The organism is Streptomyces sp. NPDC040610, assembly GCF_055594065.1.
The window spans coordinates 61,139-77,037 of the sequence record NZ_JBVIXA010000012.1; the positions used below are offsets into that span (position 1 = coordinate 61,139).

Genomic DNA, 15,899 nt, shown 5'->3' on the forward strand with positions numbered 1-15,899 from the left:
TGATGGGGGTGGTGACGGGGGTGTGGTGGTCCGTGTGGTGGCGGTCGGCCCCGGGCGGGCCACCGGTCTCGGGCGGGCCATCGGCCTCGGGCGAGACCCCGGCCCGGGTCCTCGGGCCGGAACTGCACCCTCAGGCCAGGACCTCGCTCTCGCTCGGCAGCGCCAGGTCGACCTCCACCGGCCGCTCCCCGCCGGGGTGGGCGGCCGACGCGGCGTGCGGCCCGTGGCCCGCGGCCGTCGCGGCGAGGACGTAGGGCCCGTCGGCCGGGACGTCCAGGGCGTAGCGCCCCTCGCCGTCCGTCAGCGCGGCGCCCGCCTGCTTGCCCCGGTGGTCGATCAGCGTGACCTTGGCCCGCGCGACCGGCGCTCCGGAGGCGGCGAGCACCCGGCCCTGGAAGCCGCCGAGGGCCCGCGCGGCCCGCTCGGCGTTCTCGATGGCCGCGTCCTCCTCGCTGCTGGCCCGCAGTTGCGGCTTGTCCTGGGCGGGGGCGCGTCCCCGGCCCGGCAGGAACAGGGCGAGCAGGAGCCCGACGGCGACGGCGCTGGTGGCGATGAGGAAGGAGGCGCGGAAGCCCTCCATGGTGGGCACGTCGACCGGCCCCGCGTGGGTCGCGGTGTTGGCGAGCACCATGCCGATGACGGCACTCGACACCGACGTACCGATGGAGCGCATCAGGGTGTTGAGGCCGTTGGCCGCGCCCGTCTCGGACGGGTCGACGGCGCCGATGATCAGGGCGGGCAGCGAGGAGTAGGCGAGGCCGATGCCCGCGCCCACGATCACCGAGATGACGATGGTCTGCCAGGCGGCGCTCATCAGGCCGAGGCCCGCTCCGTAGCCGATCGCGATGATCAGCAGGCCGAGGATCAGGGTGATCTTCGGGCCGTACTTCGCCGAGAGGCGCGCGTACACCGGCGCGGTGAACATCATCGTCAGGCCGAGCGGCGCCACGCACAGGCCCGCGACGACCATGGACTGGCCGAGGCCGTACCCGGTGGACGTGGGCAGTTGGAGGAGCTGGGGCAGGACGAGCGAGATGGCGTAGAAGGCGACACCGACCATGATCGAGGCGAGGTTGGTGAGCAGTACCTCGCGCCGGGCGGTGGTGCGCAGGTCCACCAGCGGTGCCTTCAGGCGCAGTTCCATCACGCCCCACAGGAGCAGCACGGTGGCCGAGGCCCCGAAGAGCCCGAGGGTCAGGCCCGAACTCCAGCCCCAGTCGCTGCCCTTGGTGATGGGCAGCAGGAAGAGCACGAGTCCGGCGGACAGGCCGAGGGCGCCGGCCACGTCGAAGGTGCCCGGGGCGCGCAGCGGACTCTCCGGCACCAGGAAGAAGATGAGCAGCATCGCGAGGACGCCGAGGCCCGCGGACCCGAAGAACAGCGCGTGCCAGTCGGTGTGCTGGGCGACGAGCGCGGCCGCGGGCAGGGCGAGTCCGCCGCCGACGCCGATGGACGAGCTCATCAGGGCCATCGCGGAGCCGAGCTTCTCGCGCGGCAGCTCGTCGCGCATCAGGCCGATGCCCAGCGGTATCGCGCCCATCGCGAAGCCCTGCAGGGCACGGCCGACGATCATCACGAGCAGGTCGTCGGTGAACGCGCAGACCAGCGAGCCGACGACCATCACGGCGAGGCTGGTGAGCAGCATCCGGCGCTTGCCGAAGAGGTCGCCCAGGCGGCCCATGATCGGCGTGGAGACGGCGCCCGCGAGCAGGGTCGAGGTCATGACCCAGGTGGCGTTGGAGGGTTCGGTGCCGAGCAGCGTCGGCAGGTCCTTGATGACGGGGACGAGCAGCGTCTGCATGACGGCGACGACGATGCCCGCGAAGGCGAGGACGGGGACGACACCGCCGGTGCCGCGTGCTGCGCGGTCACCGCGGGGGTGGGTCGTCGCGTGGGACATGGGCGTGCGGCCTCCGGAGCGAAGAGACGGAGCGTGGGACGTGGTGGGGCACCCGCAGGTATATGCAGGATGAACCTGTATCCCTGGGCGACTATTCCGACGGCCGTCGAACCAAGGGAAGTCTTGACCCGCCATTGACCGGTTCTGTACGCGGCCGACGCCGCCGCCCTTCCGGTGAAGTGGAACGTGTTCTAGTCTTGCCGCCCGCTCTCGGAAGGAGCCCCAGCGGTGAAGAGCTACCTCGTCGGTGTCGGCATGACGAAGTTCGAGAAGCCCGAGACCCGCGACTGGCAGTACTGGGACATGGCGAAGGAGGCGGGCACCGCCGCGCTCGCCGACGCCCGGATCGCGTACGAACAGGTGCAGCAGGTCGTCGCCGGATACTGCTTCCAGGCCTCGACGGCGGGTCAGCGCGCCGCGTACGAGCTGGGCCTGACCGGAGTGCCCGTCTACAACGTCAACAACAACTGCGCCACGGGCTCCACGGCCCTGATGATGGCCCGGCAGTTCGTGGTGGGCGGGCAGAGCGAGTGCGTGCTCGCCCTGGGCTTCGAGAAGATGAGGCGCGGCTCGCTGGGCGGCGGCAGCGACGGCGATTTCGCGACATCCCCGGTGGCCCGGCACTACCGCGTCATGGCGGCCCGCCACGGCTTCGAGGCGACACCGCCCACGGCCCAGCTCTTCGGCAACGCGGCGCGCGAGCACATGGAGCGGTACGGCACGACGCCCGCGCAGCTCGCCGCGGTCGCGGCGAAGAACCACCAGCACTCCACGAACAACCCCAACGCCCAGTTCCAGGACGCGTACACGCCCGAGGAGATCCTCGCCGCACGGACCGTGCACGCGCCCCTCACCAAGCTCCAGTGCTCCCCGACGTCGGACGGCGCGGCCGCCGTGGTCGTGGCCTCCGCGGCGTTCGTGGACCGGCACGGCCTCGGGGACCGGGCGGTCGAGATCACGGCCCAGGCGATGACGACCGACACCGAGGAGTCCTTCGCCTCCGGCAGCTGCCTCGACGTCGTCGGCACCCCCATGTCCCGCGCGGCCGCCCGCCAGGTGTACGAGGCCTCGGGTCTCGGCCCGGACGACCTCGACGTCATCGAGCTGCACGACTGCTTCTCCGTCAACGAACTCCTCACCTACGAGGCCCTCGGCCTGTGCGAGGAGGGCGAATCCGGCAAGCTCGTGGAGTCCGGCGCGACGACCTACGGCGGCCGCTGGGTGGTGAACCCCTCCGGCGGCCTCATCTCCAAGGGCCACCCCCTGGGCGCCACCGGCCTCGCCCAGGCCACCGAGCTCAGCTGGCAGTTGCGGGGCGAGGCGGGACCGCGCCAGGTCGCCGGGGCGCGGGTGGGGCTCGCGCACAACGTCGGCCTCGGCGGGGCGGCGGTGGTGACGCTCCTCACGCGGCCGGGGGCGTAGCCCGGGGGTGACACTGCTCACGCGGTGGTGGCCACGGCTGCGATGGCCACGCCGCGCCCGCCGTGCCGCGCCAGGACCTAGGACTCCCGACCCAGGTCCCCTGCCCCGTATTTCCGATGTACGGGGCACGCGCCCGGCTGCCAGCATGGGGGCCATGCTCCAGACCCCCGCCGACACCCCGACCTCCCGCATGGCGGGTCGCCCCACTCCGCCCACCTGGCTCGTCGTGGCCGCCGCCTGCGCCGGACAGTTCCTCGTCGTCCTCGACGTGTCCGTCGTGAACGTGGCGCTGCCGTCGATGCGGACCGATCTCGGCCTGAGCGCCACGGGGTTGCAGTGGGTGGTGAACGCGTACTCCATCGCGTTCGCCGGGTTCATGCTGCTCGGCGGGCGGGCCGGGGACCTCTTCGGGCGCAAGCGGATGTTCCTGGTGGGCCTCGGGCTGTTCACGCTCGCCTCGCTCGCGGGCGGGCTCGCCCAGGAGGGCTGGCAACTGCTGCTCGCACGGGCCGTGCAGGGACTCGGCGCCGCCGTGCTCGCCCCGTCGACGCTGACGATCCTCACGTCCGCCGTGCCGGAGGGGCCCGCCCGGGTGCGGGCCATAGCCACCTGGTCCGCGGTCGGCGCGGGCGGCGGCGCCGCGGGCGGCCTCGTCGGCGGTGTGCTCACCGACGGCCTCTCCTGGCGGTGGGTGCTGCTCGTCAACGTGCCCATCGGCGTCCTCGTCCTCGCCGCCGCGCTGCGCTGGATCAGCGAGAGCCGGGCCAGTGGGGCGCGCCGCCTCGACCTGCCCGGGGCCGTGCTCGTGACCGGCGGTATCGCCACCCTCGCGTACGGCATCGTGCAGACCGAGGTGGACGGCTGGACCGCCGCAACCACCCTGGTGCCGCTGGCCGTCGGGCTCGCCCTGATCGGGGCCTTCCTCGCCGTCGAGGCGCGCGCCAAGGCACCGCTGATGCCGCTCGCGCTGTTCCGCGTGCGCTCCGTGTCGGCGGCCAACGCCACGATGTTCGTGTGCGGCATGGGCATGTTCGCCATGTGGTTCTTCATGACCCTGTACGCCCAGAACGTGCTCGGCTACACCCCGCTTGAGGCCGGGCTCGCCCTCATCCCCAGCTCGGTCAGCGTCGTCGTCGGCTCCAAGGTCGCCCCCCGCCTGATGCGCGTCATGGGCGCCCGCAGCGTCACCGTCATCGGTGTCCTCGTCGCCGCCGTGGGCTTCCTCTGGCAGTGGCGCGCCCTCGACGCCGACGGGGCGTACGTCACCTCGATCATGCTGCCCGGCATCCTGATGATGCTCGGCGCCGGACTCGCCGGCACCCCCCTCGCCTCCCTCGCCACGAGCGGCGCCGACCCCGGCGACGCGGGCCTGGTCGCCGGGCTCATCAACACCTCCCGCACCATGGGCGGCTCCCTCGGCCTCGCGGTCCTCTCCACCATCGCCGCCTCCCGCACCGGCGACCGCCCCGGCACCCACGCCCTGGCCGAGGGCTACGCCCAGGCGTTCCTGTGGGGAGCGGTGTTCCTGACGGGGGCGGTGGTGCTGGTGCTGGTGGCGATGCCGCGGCCGGACAGATCCAGCCCGTCCGGCGATTGAGGACGAGGCGCGGAGCGCCGACAGCGGGGGTCCGGGGGCGCAGCCCCGGAGGGCAACACCGCCCCACGGCGAGGGAACGACCTACAGCCACCCCTCACGCCGAGCGACCCGCACCGCCTCCATCCGATTACGGCTCCCCGTCTTGCCGATCGCCGCGGAAAGATAATTCCGCACCGTCGACTCGGAAAGACGCAGCACCGCGGCGATGTCCGCGACAGTCGCCCCGTCGACGGCCGCGTTCAGCACCTCGGCCTCCCGCGCCGTCAGCGGATTGGGCCCCGCCCCGAGCGCGGCGGCAGCCAGCGCCGGATCGACCACGACCTCCCCGCGCAGCACGGCACGAATCGCCTCGGCCAGCTCCTCCACGGGCCCGTCCTTCACGAGGAACCCCGCCGCGCCCGCGTCCATGGCGCGCCGCAGATAGCCGGGCCTGCCGAAGGTGGTGAGGATCAGGACCCGGCAGTCGGGCGCCTCCGCACGCAGGTCCGCCGCCGCGTCGAGGCCGCTGCGGCCGGGCAGCTCGATGTCGAGGAGCGCCACGTCGGGCCGCGCGGTGAGCGCGGTGTGCACGATGTCGTCGCCCGCGGCGACCTGCGCCACGACCTCGATGTCCTCCTCCATCCCGAGCAGCAGGGCCAGTGCGCCGCGCATCATGCCCTGGTCCTCGGCGAGCAGGACTCTGATCATCGAACGCGCTCCTCGTGGGCGCCCGCCCGCGCGGGCGCCGCATCGGTGACGTGGGTGGCGCCGGTGGCCTCGCGGTCCCCGTCGACCGGCAGCACCGCCGTGACCCGGAAGCCACCGCGCGGCTCGGGCCCCGACTCCAGTGCTCCGCCCGCCGCCGTGATCCGTTCGGCCAGGCCCTTCAGCCCGCTGCCGGGCGTGGTCGAGCCTACGCCGCGGCCGTCGTCCGTGATCGTCAGACGGGTCTGTTCGGAGGTCGCGGCGACCTCGATCCCGCACCGGCGCGCCCGCGCGTGCCGTACGACATTGGTGGCCGCCTCCCGCACCACCCAGCCGAGCAGCGCCTCCGTCCGGGGCCCGAGCGGCGGCCCCGACTGCCGTACGACCGCCTCGACACCGGCCGCGTCGAGCAGCTCGCGGGCCCGGTCCAGCTCGGCGGCCAGCGCCGCGTCCCGGTAGCCGGTGACGGCCTCGCGGATCTCGGTGAGCGCCTGGCGGCCGACGGACTCGATGTCGGTGATCTGCGCCAGGGCCGCGTCCATGCTCCGCGGGGCGAGGCGGCGCGCGGCCTCCGACTTCACGACGATCAGCGAGAGGGTGTGGCCGAGCAGGTCGTGCAGGTCGCGCGAGAAGCGGAGGCGCTCCTCGGCCACGGCCCGCCGCGCCAGTTCCTCACGGGCGGCGCGCAGGTCGCGTACCGCCTCGGACAGGGACAGGATCGCGGCCGTGACCATCGTGGACAGGAACGTGCCGTACGCGATGTTGACGCCGTCCCAGCCCTCCCGGAACCCGGCGACGGCGCCCGCGAGGACGCTCAGGCCGAGGGCCACCGGACCGAGACCGCGGCCCCGCACGACCGCGCCCACGGCCAGGCCGAACAGCGGGAAGTACATCAGCCAGTTGCCCCCGTACCCGGCGGCGAGGCCCACGGTGAGCGCGCCCATCACGAGGAGCGCGACCAGCGTCGCGCGCGACTCCCGCGCCCGCTTGTCGAAGGCGCGGAAGGCCACGCCGATGTAGAGGGAGTTGAAGACGAACAGGCCGATGCCACCGATCCACGGGTTGGGCGTCTTGCCCTGGAGCAGGTGCGAGAACGCGCCGAGGCCCATCAGGAGCCACGGGAGCAGCGCGAAGCCGTTGGGCGGGCCCGACTGCACGAGGGCGTCCGCGTCGCCGGCCCGCTTCCGCTCCCGCCAGTCGGCCTTCTGCTCCCGCCAGGAACTCCGCTGCTCCCGCCAGGCGGCCCGCTGCTCCCGCAGGCCGTGCAGTCGGCAGGTGACCCCGCGCTTCCAGGACATGTCTCGCTCCCCGCTCGGCCGGGCCCGCGTCCCCCGCGGTCCCCGTGCCCTCGACATTACGGAGCGGGGGCGCCGCGGCGGCAGTGAGGTCCGTACCGAGTCGACCGGGACAAATGTCACCGTCGGCGGCCGCGGGCGGGGCAGGACCCCGGACCCGGCGGGGCGCGCCCTCCCCGGACCCGACATGACGCGCCCCCTGGATCTGACGTGACGTCAGCACTCTTCCCAACCGTGGGGCGCTGGGCTATACATGGGGCCATCGGCCTAGAACGCGTTCTAGAACGACCGGTGGACCGGCGGACCGGTGGACCGGCGGATCGGTGGACCGGCGGACCGGTGGACCGGCGGCAAGGGCGCCTTGGCCGCCGCAGACGACCTCGGTGCGGCCGACGGTGCGGACGGTCGCACCGAGGTCTTCCCCCGGAGCACACCGCCAACCCCGCCCCGTAACACCGCACCCGAGGATCGCCCCGTACACCGCCCCGAGGACCGTCACGCGCACCCGTAGGACCGTCGTCCGCAGCCCGCGAGGAGCCGTCACCCCATGCCCATCGATGCCGCGCAGGCCCTGGCCGCGAAGCCCCGCAGCGCCGAGATCACCTGGGACCACAAGGACATCCAGCTCTACCACCTGGGCCTCGGCGCGGGCGCCAACCCGGACCTCGCCGACCCCGCGACCGACGCCGACGAACTCCGCTACACCCTGGAGTCCCGGCTGCACGTCCTGCCCAGCTTCGCCACCGTGGCGGGCGCGGGCATGGGCATGATGGGCGGCCTCGCCGCACCCGGCATCGACGTGGACCTCGCCGCCGTACTGCACGGCGGCCAGAGCGTCGAACTGCACCGCCCGATCCCCGTCAGGGGCCGGGCCACCACCAGCTCCAAGGTCGCGGCCGTCTACGACAAGGGCAAGGCCGCCGTCCTCGTGCTGCGCTCCGAAGCCGCCGACGACGAGGGCCCGCTGTGGACCAGCGACGCGCAGATCTTCGTGCGCGGCGAGGGCGGGTTCGGCGGCGAACGCGGCCCGTCGGGCAGCCCCGAGGCGCCACAGGGCCCCTGCGACCACACCGCCCTGCGCCCCGTCCGTCCCGACCAGGCCCTGCTCTACCGCCTGTCCGGCGATTGGAACCCGCTGCACGCCGACCCCGAGTTCGCCAAGCTCGCCGGCTTCGACCGGCCGATCCTGCACGGCCTGTGCACGTACGGCATGACGCTCAAGGCCGTCGTCGACACCGTGCTCGGCGGCGACGTGGGCCGGGTGCGGTCCTATCGCACGCGCTTCGCCGGGATCGTGCTGCCCGGAGAGACGCTGCGCGTCGGCATGTGGGAGTCGGACGACCGGGTGCGGGTCGCCGTCACGGCCGTCGAACGGCAGGACGCGCCGGTCCTCACGGACACGGTCGTGGAGCTGAACTGACGTGTGGAGCCGGACCACTGACGTGTGGAGCTGAACTGACGTCACGCACCGCCGGTCACGTACCGCCGGGATGAGAGGAGCCGCACAGCCATGCGCGCAGCCGTACTGCACGAGACAGGCCAGGACAAGCTCGATGTGCTCGACGACGTCGAGGCGGTGGGCTTCGGCCCGGGCAAGGCCAGGATCCGGGTGCGGGCCACCGGCCTGTGCCACTCCGACGTGTCCGCGATGAACGGCGTGCTGCCGCAGCCCGCGCCGTTCGTCCCCGGCCACGAGGGCGCGGGCGAGATCCTGGAGGTCGGCGACGGCGTCGGCAACGTCAAGCCGGGCGACCGGGTCCTGGTGTGCTGGCTCCCGGCGTGCGGGCAGTGCCCGGCGTGCCGCCGCGGCCAGACCCAGCTGTGCCTGGCCGGGTTCATGAACGCGGGAACCCCCAACTTCCGGCGCTCCGGCGACCGTTCGGACGTCTTCGGCTTCGCGGGGACGGGCACCTTCGCCGAGGAGATCGTCGTCGACGCGTCCTGCGCCGTACCCATACCCGACGACGTGCCCTTCGACATCGCCGCGCTCATCGGCTGCGGCGTGACGACGGGGCTCGGCGCCGCCATCAACACCGCCGACGTGGCGACCGGTTCGTCCGTCGCCGTCATCGGCTGCGGCGGCGTCGGCGTCTCCGCGATCCAGGGCGCCCGGCTCAAGGGCGCCGCCGAGATCGTCGCCGTCGACCCGGTCGCCTCCCGGCGCGAGGCCGCGCTCCGCTTCGGCGCGACCCAGGCCGTCGCCCCCGACGAACTGGCCGACGTCCGCCAGCGCGTGACCGAGGGCGAGGGCTTCGACTACGTCTTCGAGGTCGTCGGCAAGTCCGCGACGACCCGCACCGCGTACGAGATGACCCGGCGCGGCGGCACCCTCTGCGTCGTCGGCGCGGGCGCCATGGACGACCAGGTGCAGTTCAACATGTTCGAGCTGTTCTTCGACGAGAAGCGGATCCTGCCCTCGCTGTACGGGGGCGGGGACGTGCTCCGGTCGTACGAGCGGGCGATCGCCCTGTGGCGTGCGGGCCGCGTGGACCTGGAGGGGATGATCACCCACCGGGTGCGGCTCACCGAGATCAACGAGGCGCTGGAGCAGATGAGGTCGGGGGTGGCGCTGCGGACGTGCATCGAGATCTGAAGCGACGGCCGTGTGCGCGTGAAGCCAGGTGAGAGGAGTACGTACCCGTATGTCACTGCCACTTGAAGGTCTCGCCGCCGTCGTCACCGGCGCGGGGCGCGGGCTCGGCCGGGCCGAGGCGCTGGAACTCGCCCGGCTCGGCGCGAGCGTCGTCGTCAACGACTTCGGGCAGCCGGGCCGTGACGGGTCCGGCGCGGCGTCGGCCGCGCCCGCCGAGGAGGTCGCGGCCGAGATCAGCCGGTCCGGCGGGAAGGCCGTGGCCCACACCGGCGACGTCGCCGACCTCCAACAGGCCCGTGCCCTCGTCCAGTTGGCCGTCGACACGTACGGCAAGCTCGACATCCTGGTCAACAACGCGGGCATCCTGCGGGACCGGATGATCTTCTCCATGACGGAGGACGAGTGGGACTCGGTGATCCGCGTCCATCTCAAGGGGCACTTCAACACCATCCGGTTCGCCTCCGCCCACTGGCGCGAGCGCTCCAAGGAAGCCGGTGGGCCCGTGTACGGGCGCATCGTCAACACCTCCTCCGAGGCGTTCCTCGCCGGGTCCGCCGGGCAGCCCAACTACGCCGCCGCCAAGGGCGGGATCGTGGGGCTCACCACCTCCACGGCCCTCGCCCTCGCCAAGTACGGCGTCACCGCCAACGCCATCTGTCCGCGGGCGCGGACCCGGATGACCTCCGACGTCTTCGCCGGGTTCGCCGAGCCCGGGGCGGGGGAGCTGGATCCCTTGTCCCCGGAGCATGTCGCTCCGCTTGTCGGGTACCTGGCCTCGCCTGCGGCGCGGCGCGTCAACGGGCAGGTGCTCGTCGTCCACGGCGGGATGGTCGCCGTCGTCGAGCGCCCCCGGGTCGCGGCCCAGTTCGACTCCGCCGACGGCGTGTTCAGCTTCGAGGAGCTTGACGAGGCGGTGTCCCCGTACTTCGCGGGCCGCCCGGAGGGGGAGACGTTCGGGGCGGCGGAGGTGTTGGGGTTGAGGAGGGGGTGAGGAGGGGTGGGGGCGGCGGCCCTGCGGGGCATTCCCCAACCCCACCCCTTCCCGAAACTGGGGGCTCCGCCCCCAGACCCCCGCTATCGCCGCTCCGCGGCTCGTCCTCAATCGCCGGACGGGCCAAAACCGTGCCGCACCGGCGACTTGTATAGCCCCTCCGGCGTTTGAGGAGCGGGGTCTGGGGCGGAGCCCCGGGTTCGGGAAGGGGTGGGATGGGGGAGCCCCCGGCAAGGCCCCCGGCCTCAGGCCCCGCCCTCCCGACGATGCCGCCCCCGCGGCACCGCCTCCTCGTCATGGTCTGACACCGGCCCCCGATGCCGCCCGGCACCGCCAACCTCCGCACCCCCGGAGAGCGAAACCCCCTCCCGAGGGTCCACCACACCCTGCTGCCGCGGCTCGACAGCCACATTCTCGGTCTTCAACAAACTCACCCCGTAGCAAAGATCGTTCGTACAGCCGGGCGAGTCTAACCGCCCACCCCCCGCCCCCCGAGAGGCGCCTGCTGCAACGGCACGGGCCGAGGCGCCCGCACGGCCCCGACGACCCCCGTGACCTGCCCGGACGCCTCACTCCCCGGCTCGGGACCGGACCGGGCAGAGGGCACCTCGACCCGGGCCATCCCGCAGGGCACGGTCCCCGTGACGTAGGGCAACTCAAGAACCCCGTCACGGGTGCACCGCCCGGCACCGGACAACCACCCCTCGGGGGCGGCGAGTTGATGAACGCGCCGCTCCGAGGGGCGCCAACCGCACAGCCGGGGGGCGGAGTTGCCGGACCCCTCATCCACCCGTAGGGCCACCGTGCAGCTCTCCGGCATGAGCACCTGCCCGGGCTGGATCGCGAACGGCGTCACCGCCCGCCCGGGCATCCGCAGGCATTCGGGGAAGCGTACGGGCCGGGAGCTGCCCAACACGCCCCAGCCGAGGCGGGTTTCGCCGGGCGCGTCGGAGCGGATGAGGAGCAGCCCGCTGTCGGCGTCGGCGAGGAGCAGCCGGTCGTCGCTGTCGGCGGCGATCTGGAGCAGCGGGGTGACCTCGCCGCCCCGCTCCAGGTCGACGGCGACCGTCTTGGTGGGGCCGTCCAGTTCGCGGTCGAGGGCCAGCATGCGGTTGGTGCGGTCGAGCCAGACGCCGCCGGTGCAGCGGCCGGGGATCTCGGCGAGGTGCTCGGGCCCGAAGGAGCCGCCCGCGACCATCCAGACGGCGGTGGAGCGCGCGCCGACGGCGAGGGCGTAGGCGTAGGCGCCGCGGGGGGCGGGCGGCAGCAGGGTCAGGTCGGCGCCTTCGCACTCCACGCCGCCGAGCGGTACTTCCCCGGTGCTCGGCCCGGAGGGGTACAGCAGGGAGAAGAGGTGCCGCCCGGCCGCACGCCGGTGGACGAGCACCCGCCCGTCGGCCATCGGCAGCACCCGCGTACCGGGCTCCTCGGGCTGATGCGCGGGCAACGGCACCGCGTACGGCTCGGCGGAGTCCAGCGTCCACCGCTCCGGGAACCAGCACCCACCCCGGTGCGCGAGCCGCGCCGCGTAGGCGCCGTCGGCGGTGATGGCGGGGGGTGGGGGGCTGAGGGCGGGGGTGGGGGCAGGGGCGCGGCCGGGTGGGGGTGGTGCGGGGGGCCCGCCGGGGGTGGCTGGGGCGCGCGCCTCGCCGGGGGGAGTCGGCGCGCTCGGCGCACGGGAGGGCGCCGACGCGCCTGCTCCGCCGGAGGGCGTCGGTGCATCATCCCCGCCGGAAGAAGCCGATACGCCTCGCCCACCGGATCCAGCCGCCGCGTCGAGCCCCCCGGGCGGAGCCGGTCCACCGACCTGATCGAACGCCCCAGGAGCACCCACCCGATCGAACGAGGCCGGACCACCCCTCACCCGCCCGGCACCCTCGCCCAGCGACGGCGCAGGTGCCCCGACACCACAGCCAGGCTTGGCCGGAGCCGGAGCCGGAGCCGGGATCTGGACCGAGGCCAGGCCCGTGACCGAAGCCGGATCTGAAGCCGGAACCCAGGCGGGCGCAGAGCCTGACACCGCCCCCGAAGCCGAGGCCCGACCGAAGGCCGAGTCCGGGACGGGGCCCGGAACCGGAGCGACGGGGCCCGGAACCGAAGCCGGGACCGGAGCCGAGCCCGGAGCCGGAGCCGGAGCCGGGGCGGGGGTGGGACCCGGTGCCGGGGCCGGTGTCGGGCCAAGGCCCGGCGCCGGAGCGGGTGCCGCCTCCGCCCCGGCCGCACGCTTCGGTCGGATTCCGGCCGCGTCCTCGCTCCCCGGAGGGGCGGACCGCGGGGGCGGGGGCACGGGTGAGGGCTCGGCCACAGGGGCTGTCATCTGGGGTCACCTCCGTCCGCGACGCTAGTTTTCGCACGCACTGGCGTGGCAGACGAGGCTCCCCGCTTCACGCGTACGTGTGGCGAAGTGACGATTCGCCTGAGGGGGAGGGGGCGACTGTGCTGGCTGGAAAACGGCGCTTATGGTTAGGCGAACCTAAGTCCGCCCGGGGGCCGGAGCCCGGTGCCGGTCACCCCACCGGCCCGCCACACCCCCAGCACCACCACCCCCAGCACCACCCCCCCCAACAGCACCACCCCCGCACAGCCCCCTGGAGCCCCGATGTCCCCGCGCCGCCGCCCGCACCACCCTCGCCGCCCCCACCACCGCACAGCCGCCCTCGCCCTCGCCGTGGCCGGTGCTCTCGCCCTGTCCGCGTGCGGGTCGGGCGACGACTCCGGGAAGTCCGACCGCGGCACCGGCAGCAAGGCCGTCGCGCAGGGCGGGGACGACTTCGCCAAGGCGGCGGAGAAGACGGCGAAGATGGGTACGAGTGCGAAGCCGGGGCAGTTCCCGCGCACGATCGAGCACGCGCTGGGCAAGACGGAGCTGAAGCGGGCGCCGAAGCGGGTCGTGGTCCTGGACGTCGGTGAGCTGGACAACGTCGTGTCCCTCGGCGTGAAGCCCGTCGGCTACGCCCCGACCGAGGGCGACGACGGCGTCCCCTCGTACCTGAGGAAGAACGCCGGGAGCCCGAAGAACGTCGGCACCATCAACGCGCTCAACCTCGAAGCGATCGCGAACCTCAAGCCCGACCTGATCCTCGGCAGCGAGCTGCGCGCCGCCAAGCTCTACCCGCAGCTCGCCAAGATCGCCCCGACCGTCTTCTCGGTGCGCCCCGGCTTCACCTGGAAGGAGAACTACCTCCTCAACGCCGCCGCGCTCGACCGGACCGCCGCGGCCAAGGCCCAGCTGGGCGCGTACGAGAAGAAGGCGAAGGCCCTCGACAAGGACCTCGGCGCGGACAAGCCCACCGTCACGATGCTGCGCTACATGCCCGACCGCATCCGGCTCTACGCCAAGGCGTCGTTCGTCGGCACCATCCTCCAGGATGCCGGTCTGCCGCGGCCCAAGAACCAGCAGGTCAACGACCTCGCCGTGGAGATCAGCCCGGAGAAGATCGACGAGGCCGACGCCGACTGGATCTTCACCGGCGTCTACGGCGACGCCAAGAAGACCGGCCGCTCCGGCGCCGAGAAGAACCCGCTGTGGAAGAAGCTCGACGCCGTCAAGAACGGCCGGGCCAAGGACGTCCCCGACGAGACCTGGTACCTCGGCCTCGGTGTGACGGCGGCCGACAAGGTCCTGGACGACCTGAGGAACCACCTGGCCAAGTAGGGCGACGGCAGCGGTGGTGACGGTCACCGCTGCCGTCGGTCGAGGAACCGGACGCCGGTCGGCCGGGTCCGCGAGAGCGGCGCCGGTTCAGGCGCACAAGGGGGCCAGGTAGCCTTGCTGCGTGCCCCGTCTGTCTGAAGTCATCGCCGCCCTCGACGCCCTGTGGCCCGCGGAGCGGGCCGAGCAGTGGGACGCCGTCGGCACCGTGTGCGGCGACCCCGAGGCCGAGGTCTCGCGGGTCCTGTTCGCCGTCGACCCCGTCCAGGAGATCGTCGACGAGGCGGTGCGCCTCGGCGCGGACCTGCTGGTCACGCACCACCCGCTGTATCTGCGGGGTACGACGACGGTCGCGGCCTCGACGTTCAAGGGCCGCGTCGTGCACGACCTGATCAAGCACGACGTGGCCCTGCACGTCGCGCACACGAACGCCGACTCCGCCGACCCGGGGGTGAGCGACGCCCTCGCGGGCGCCCTCGGCCTGCGCGTCGTGGGGCCGCTCGTGCCGGACCCGTCCGACCCCGCGGGACGCCGCGGCCTCGGCCGGGTCTGCGAGCTCGAACACCCGCTGCCGCTCGCCGAGTTCGCGGACCACGCCGCCGCGTGCCTGCCCGCCACCGCGCAGGGCGTCCGGGTCGCGGGCGACCCCGGGCAGACCATCCGCAGGGTCGCCGTCAGCGGCGGCTCCGGCGACAGCCTCTTCGACGCCGTCCGGGCCGCGGGCGTGGACGCGTTCCTCACCGCCGACCTGCGCCACCACCCGGTGTCGGAGGCCCGCGCACAGGCGCCGCTCGCGCTGCTCGACGCCGCGCACTGGGCCACCGAGTGGCCGTGGTGCGAGCTGGCCGCGGCGCAGCTCGACGAGATCTCCGACCGGCACGGCTGGGGCCTGCGCGTCCACGTGTCGAAGACCGTCACCGACCCCTGGACCGCCCACGCGGCGTCGTCCACCACCACCCTCGCAGCGAGCGCTACGCGCGCGCCTTCCGAACCCGATTCCCTTGGAGCCCCCAACTGAACGCCGCGCCCGCCGACCAGATCCGTCTCCTCGACCTCCAGGACCTGGACGTACGCCTCAAGCAGCTCGCGCACAAGCGCCAGGGGCTGCCCGAGCACGCCGAGATCGAGTCGCTGACGAAGGACCTCACGCAGCTCCGCGACCTGCTCGTCGCCGCGACGACCGAGGAGAGCGACTGCGCCCGCGAGCAGACCAAGGCGGAGCAGGACGTGGACCAGGTGCGCCAGCGCGCCGCCCGTGACCAGAAGCGCCTCGACTCCGGCACGGTCAGCTCCCCGAAGGACCTGGAGAACCTCCAGAAGGAGATCGCCTCCCTCGCCAAGCGCCAGGGCGACCTGGAGGACGTCGTCCTCGAGGTCATGGAGCGCCGCGAGTCCGCGCAGGAGCGCGTGAGCGAGCTGACCGAGCGCGTCGGCTCCGTCCAGTCGAAGATCGACGACGCGACGGGCCGCCGGGACGCGGCGACCGGCGAGCTGGACCGCGAGGCCGGCTCGGTCACCAAGGACCGCGAGGTCGTCGCCGCCGCCATCCCCGCCGACCTGCTCGGGCTCTACGACAAGGTGCGTGCCAAGCAGGGCGGCATCGGTGCGGCCAAGCTCCACCAGCGGCGCTGCGAGGGCTGCCGCCTGGAGCTCGACATCACCGAGGTGAACGACATCAAGGCGGCCTCCCCCGACAAGGTCGTGCGCTGCGAGAACTGCAGCCGCATCCTGGTGCGCACCTCCGAGTCCGGTCTGTAAGGGGCGC

The 15,899-nt window shown here is 73.5% G+C and carries 12 protein-coding genes; 8 read left to right on the top strand and 4 right to left on the bottom strand.

The annotated features are described in order from the left end of the window. Positions 1–130: 130 nt before the first annotated feature. Positions 131–1,900: an MFS transporter gene (locus ACZ6AA_RS32565; protein WP_471462029.1), complete on the bottom strand. Its 1,770-nt coding sequence runs from the start codon at positions 1,898–1,900 to the stop codon at positions 131–133. Positions 1,901–2,128: 228 nt separating this feature from the next. Between ACZ6AA_RS32565 and ACZ6AA_RS32570 the strand changes: the two genes are divergently transcribed. Continuing rightward, on the top strand, positions 2,129–3,322 hold the full coding sequence (locus ACZ6AA_RS32570; protein ID WP_468480953.1) for a thiolase C-terminal domain-containing protein: 1,194 nt from the start codon (positions 2,129–2,131) through the stop codon (positions 3,320–3,322). Positions 3,323–3,476: 154 nt separating this feature from the next. Next, positions 3,477–4,919, top strand: a complete 1,443-nt coding sequence (locus ACZ6AA_RS32575) for an MFS transporter (protein ID WP_471462032.1) — start codon at positions 3,477–3,479, stop codon at positions 4,917–4,919. An 81-nt stretch (positions 4,920–5,000) separates the two neighbouring features. Here ACZ6AA_RS32575 and ACZ6AA_RS32580 read toward each other — a convergent pair whose 3' ends face one another. Beyond that, positions 5,001–5,606, bottom strand: coding sequence for a response regulator (locus tag ACZ6AA_RS32580; protein ID WP_468449433.1), 606 nt, complete (start codon positions 5,604–5,606; stop codon positions 5,001–5,003). Next, a complete protein-coding gene (locus ACZ6AA_RS32585) occupies positions 5,603–6,901 on the bottom strand; it encodes a sensor histidine kinase (protein ID WP_468449432.1) in 1,299 nt (432 codons plus the stop codon). Before ACZ6AA_RS32585 ends, ACZ6AA_RS32580 begins: the two co-directional genes overlap by 4 nt. 544 nt (positions 6,902–7,445) lie before the next feature. Here ACZ6AA_RS32585 and ACZ6AA_RS32590 point away from each other — a divergent pair. The 3 genes from ACZ6AA_RS32590 (at position 7,446) to ACZ6AA_RS32600 (ending at position 10,482) form a co-directional block, all read left to right on the top strand. Then, entirely contained in the window at positions 7,446–8,318 is an 873-nt protein-coding gene (locus ACZ6AA_RS32590) for a MaoC/PaaZ C-terminal domain-containing protein (protein ID WP_468449431.1), read from the top strand. Between the two features lie 90 nt (positions 8,319–8,408). Continuing rightward, positions 8,409–9,491 carry a Zn-dependent alcohol dehydrogenase gene (locus ACZ6AA_RS32595; protein WP_468449430.1) on the top strand — a complete coding sequence of 361 codons (1,083 nt, stop codon included), beginning with the start codon at positions 8,409–8,411 and terminating at the stop codon, positions 9,489–9,491. Positions 9,492–9,540: 49 nt separating this feature from the next. Then, entirely contained in the window at positions 9,541–10,482 is a 942-nt protein-coding gene (locus ACZ6AA_RS32600) for a 3-oxoacyl-ACP reductase (RefSeq protein WP_468449429.1), read from the top strand. A gap of 469 nt (positions 10,483–10,951) precedes the next feature. Here ACZ6AA_RS32600 and ACZ6AA_RS32605 read toward each other — a convergent pair whose 3' ends face one another. Next, positions 10,952–12,031 carry a hypothetical protein gene (locus ACZ6AA_RS32605; RefSeq protein WP_471462213.1) on the bottom strand — a complete coding sequence of 360 codons (1,080 nt, stop codon included), beginning with the start codon at positions 12,029–12,031 and terminating at the stop codon, positions 10,952–10,954. A 1,050-nt stretch (positions 12,032–13,081) separates the two neighbouring features. On the opposite strand from ACZ6AA_RS32605, the gene ACZ6AA_RS32610 reads away from it, so the two are divergent. The 3 genes from ACZ6AA_RS32610 to ACZ6AA_RS32620 all read left to right on the top strand — a co-directional run bounded on the left by ACZ6AA_RS32610 (position 13,082) and on the right by ACZ6AA_RS32620 (position 15,892). Beyond that, the gene (locus ACZ6AA_RS32610; protein ID WP_468449428.1) at positions 13,082–14,137 is read left to right on the top strand and encodes an ABC transporter substrate-binding protein; all 1,056 of its coding nucleotides are present in this window, start codon (positions 13,082–13,084) and stop codon (positions 14,135–14,137) included. Between the two features lie 121 nt (positions 14,138–14,258). Next, positions 14,259–15,152: a Nif3-like dinuclear metal center hexameric protein gene (locus tag ACZ6AA_RS32615; protein ID WP_471462040.1), complete on the top strand. Its 894-nt coding sequence runs from the start codon at positions 14,259–14,261 to the stop codon at positions 15,150–15,152. Next, positions 15,149–15,892 carry a zinc ribbon domain-containing protein gene (locus ACZ6AA_RS32620; protein WP_468450143.1) on the top strand — a complete coding sequence of 248 codons (744 nt, stop codon included), beginning with the start codon at positions 15,149–15,151 and terminating at the stop codon, positions 15,890–15,892. The genes ACZ6AA_RS32615 and ACZ6AA_RS32620 overlap by 4 nt, the downstream gene beginning before the upstream one ends. Positions 15,893–15,899: the final 7 nt, after the last annotated feature.

Excerpts from the sequence above, each read along its gene's own strand:
- ACZ6AA_RS32580 (WP_468449433.1), bottom strand. The coding sequence starts at position 5,606 with ATGATCAGAGTCCTGCTCGCCGAGGACCAGGGCATGATGCGCGGCGCA.
- ACZ6AA_RS32600 (WP_468449429.1), top strand. The coding sequence starts at position 9,541 with ATGTCACTGCCACTTGAAGGTCTCGCCGCCGTCGTCACCGGCGCGGGG.
- ACZ6AA_RS32575 (WP_471462032.1), top strand. The coding sequence starts at position 3,477 with ATGCTCCAGACCCCCGCCGACACCCCGACCTCCCGCATGGCGGGTCGC.
- ACZ6AA_RS32610 (WP_468449428.1), top strand. The coding sequence starts at position 13,082 with ATGTCCCCGCGCCGCCGCCCGCACCACCCTCGCCGCCCCCACCACCGC.
- ACZ6AA_RS32595 (WP_468449430.1), top strand. The coding sequence starts at position 8,409 with ATGCGCGCAGCCGTACTGCACGAGACAGGCCAGGACAAGCTCGATGTG.
- ACZ6AA_RS32565 (WP_471462029.1), bottom strand. The coding sequence starts at position 1,900 with ATGTCCCACGCGACGACCCACCCCCGCGGTGACCGCGCAGCACGCGGC.
- ACZ6AA_RS32590 (WP_468449431.1), top strand. The coding sequence starts at position 7,446 with ATGCCCATCGATGCCGCGCAGGCCCTGGCCGCGAAGCCCCGCAGCGCC.
- ACZ6AA_RS32585 (WP_468449432.1), bottom strand. The coding sequence starts at position 6,901 with ATGTCCTGGAAGCGCGGGGTCACCTGCCGACTGCACGGCCTGCGGGAG.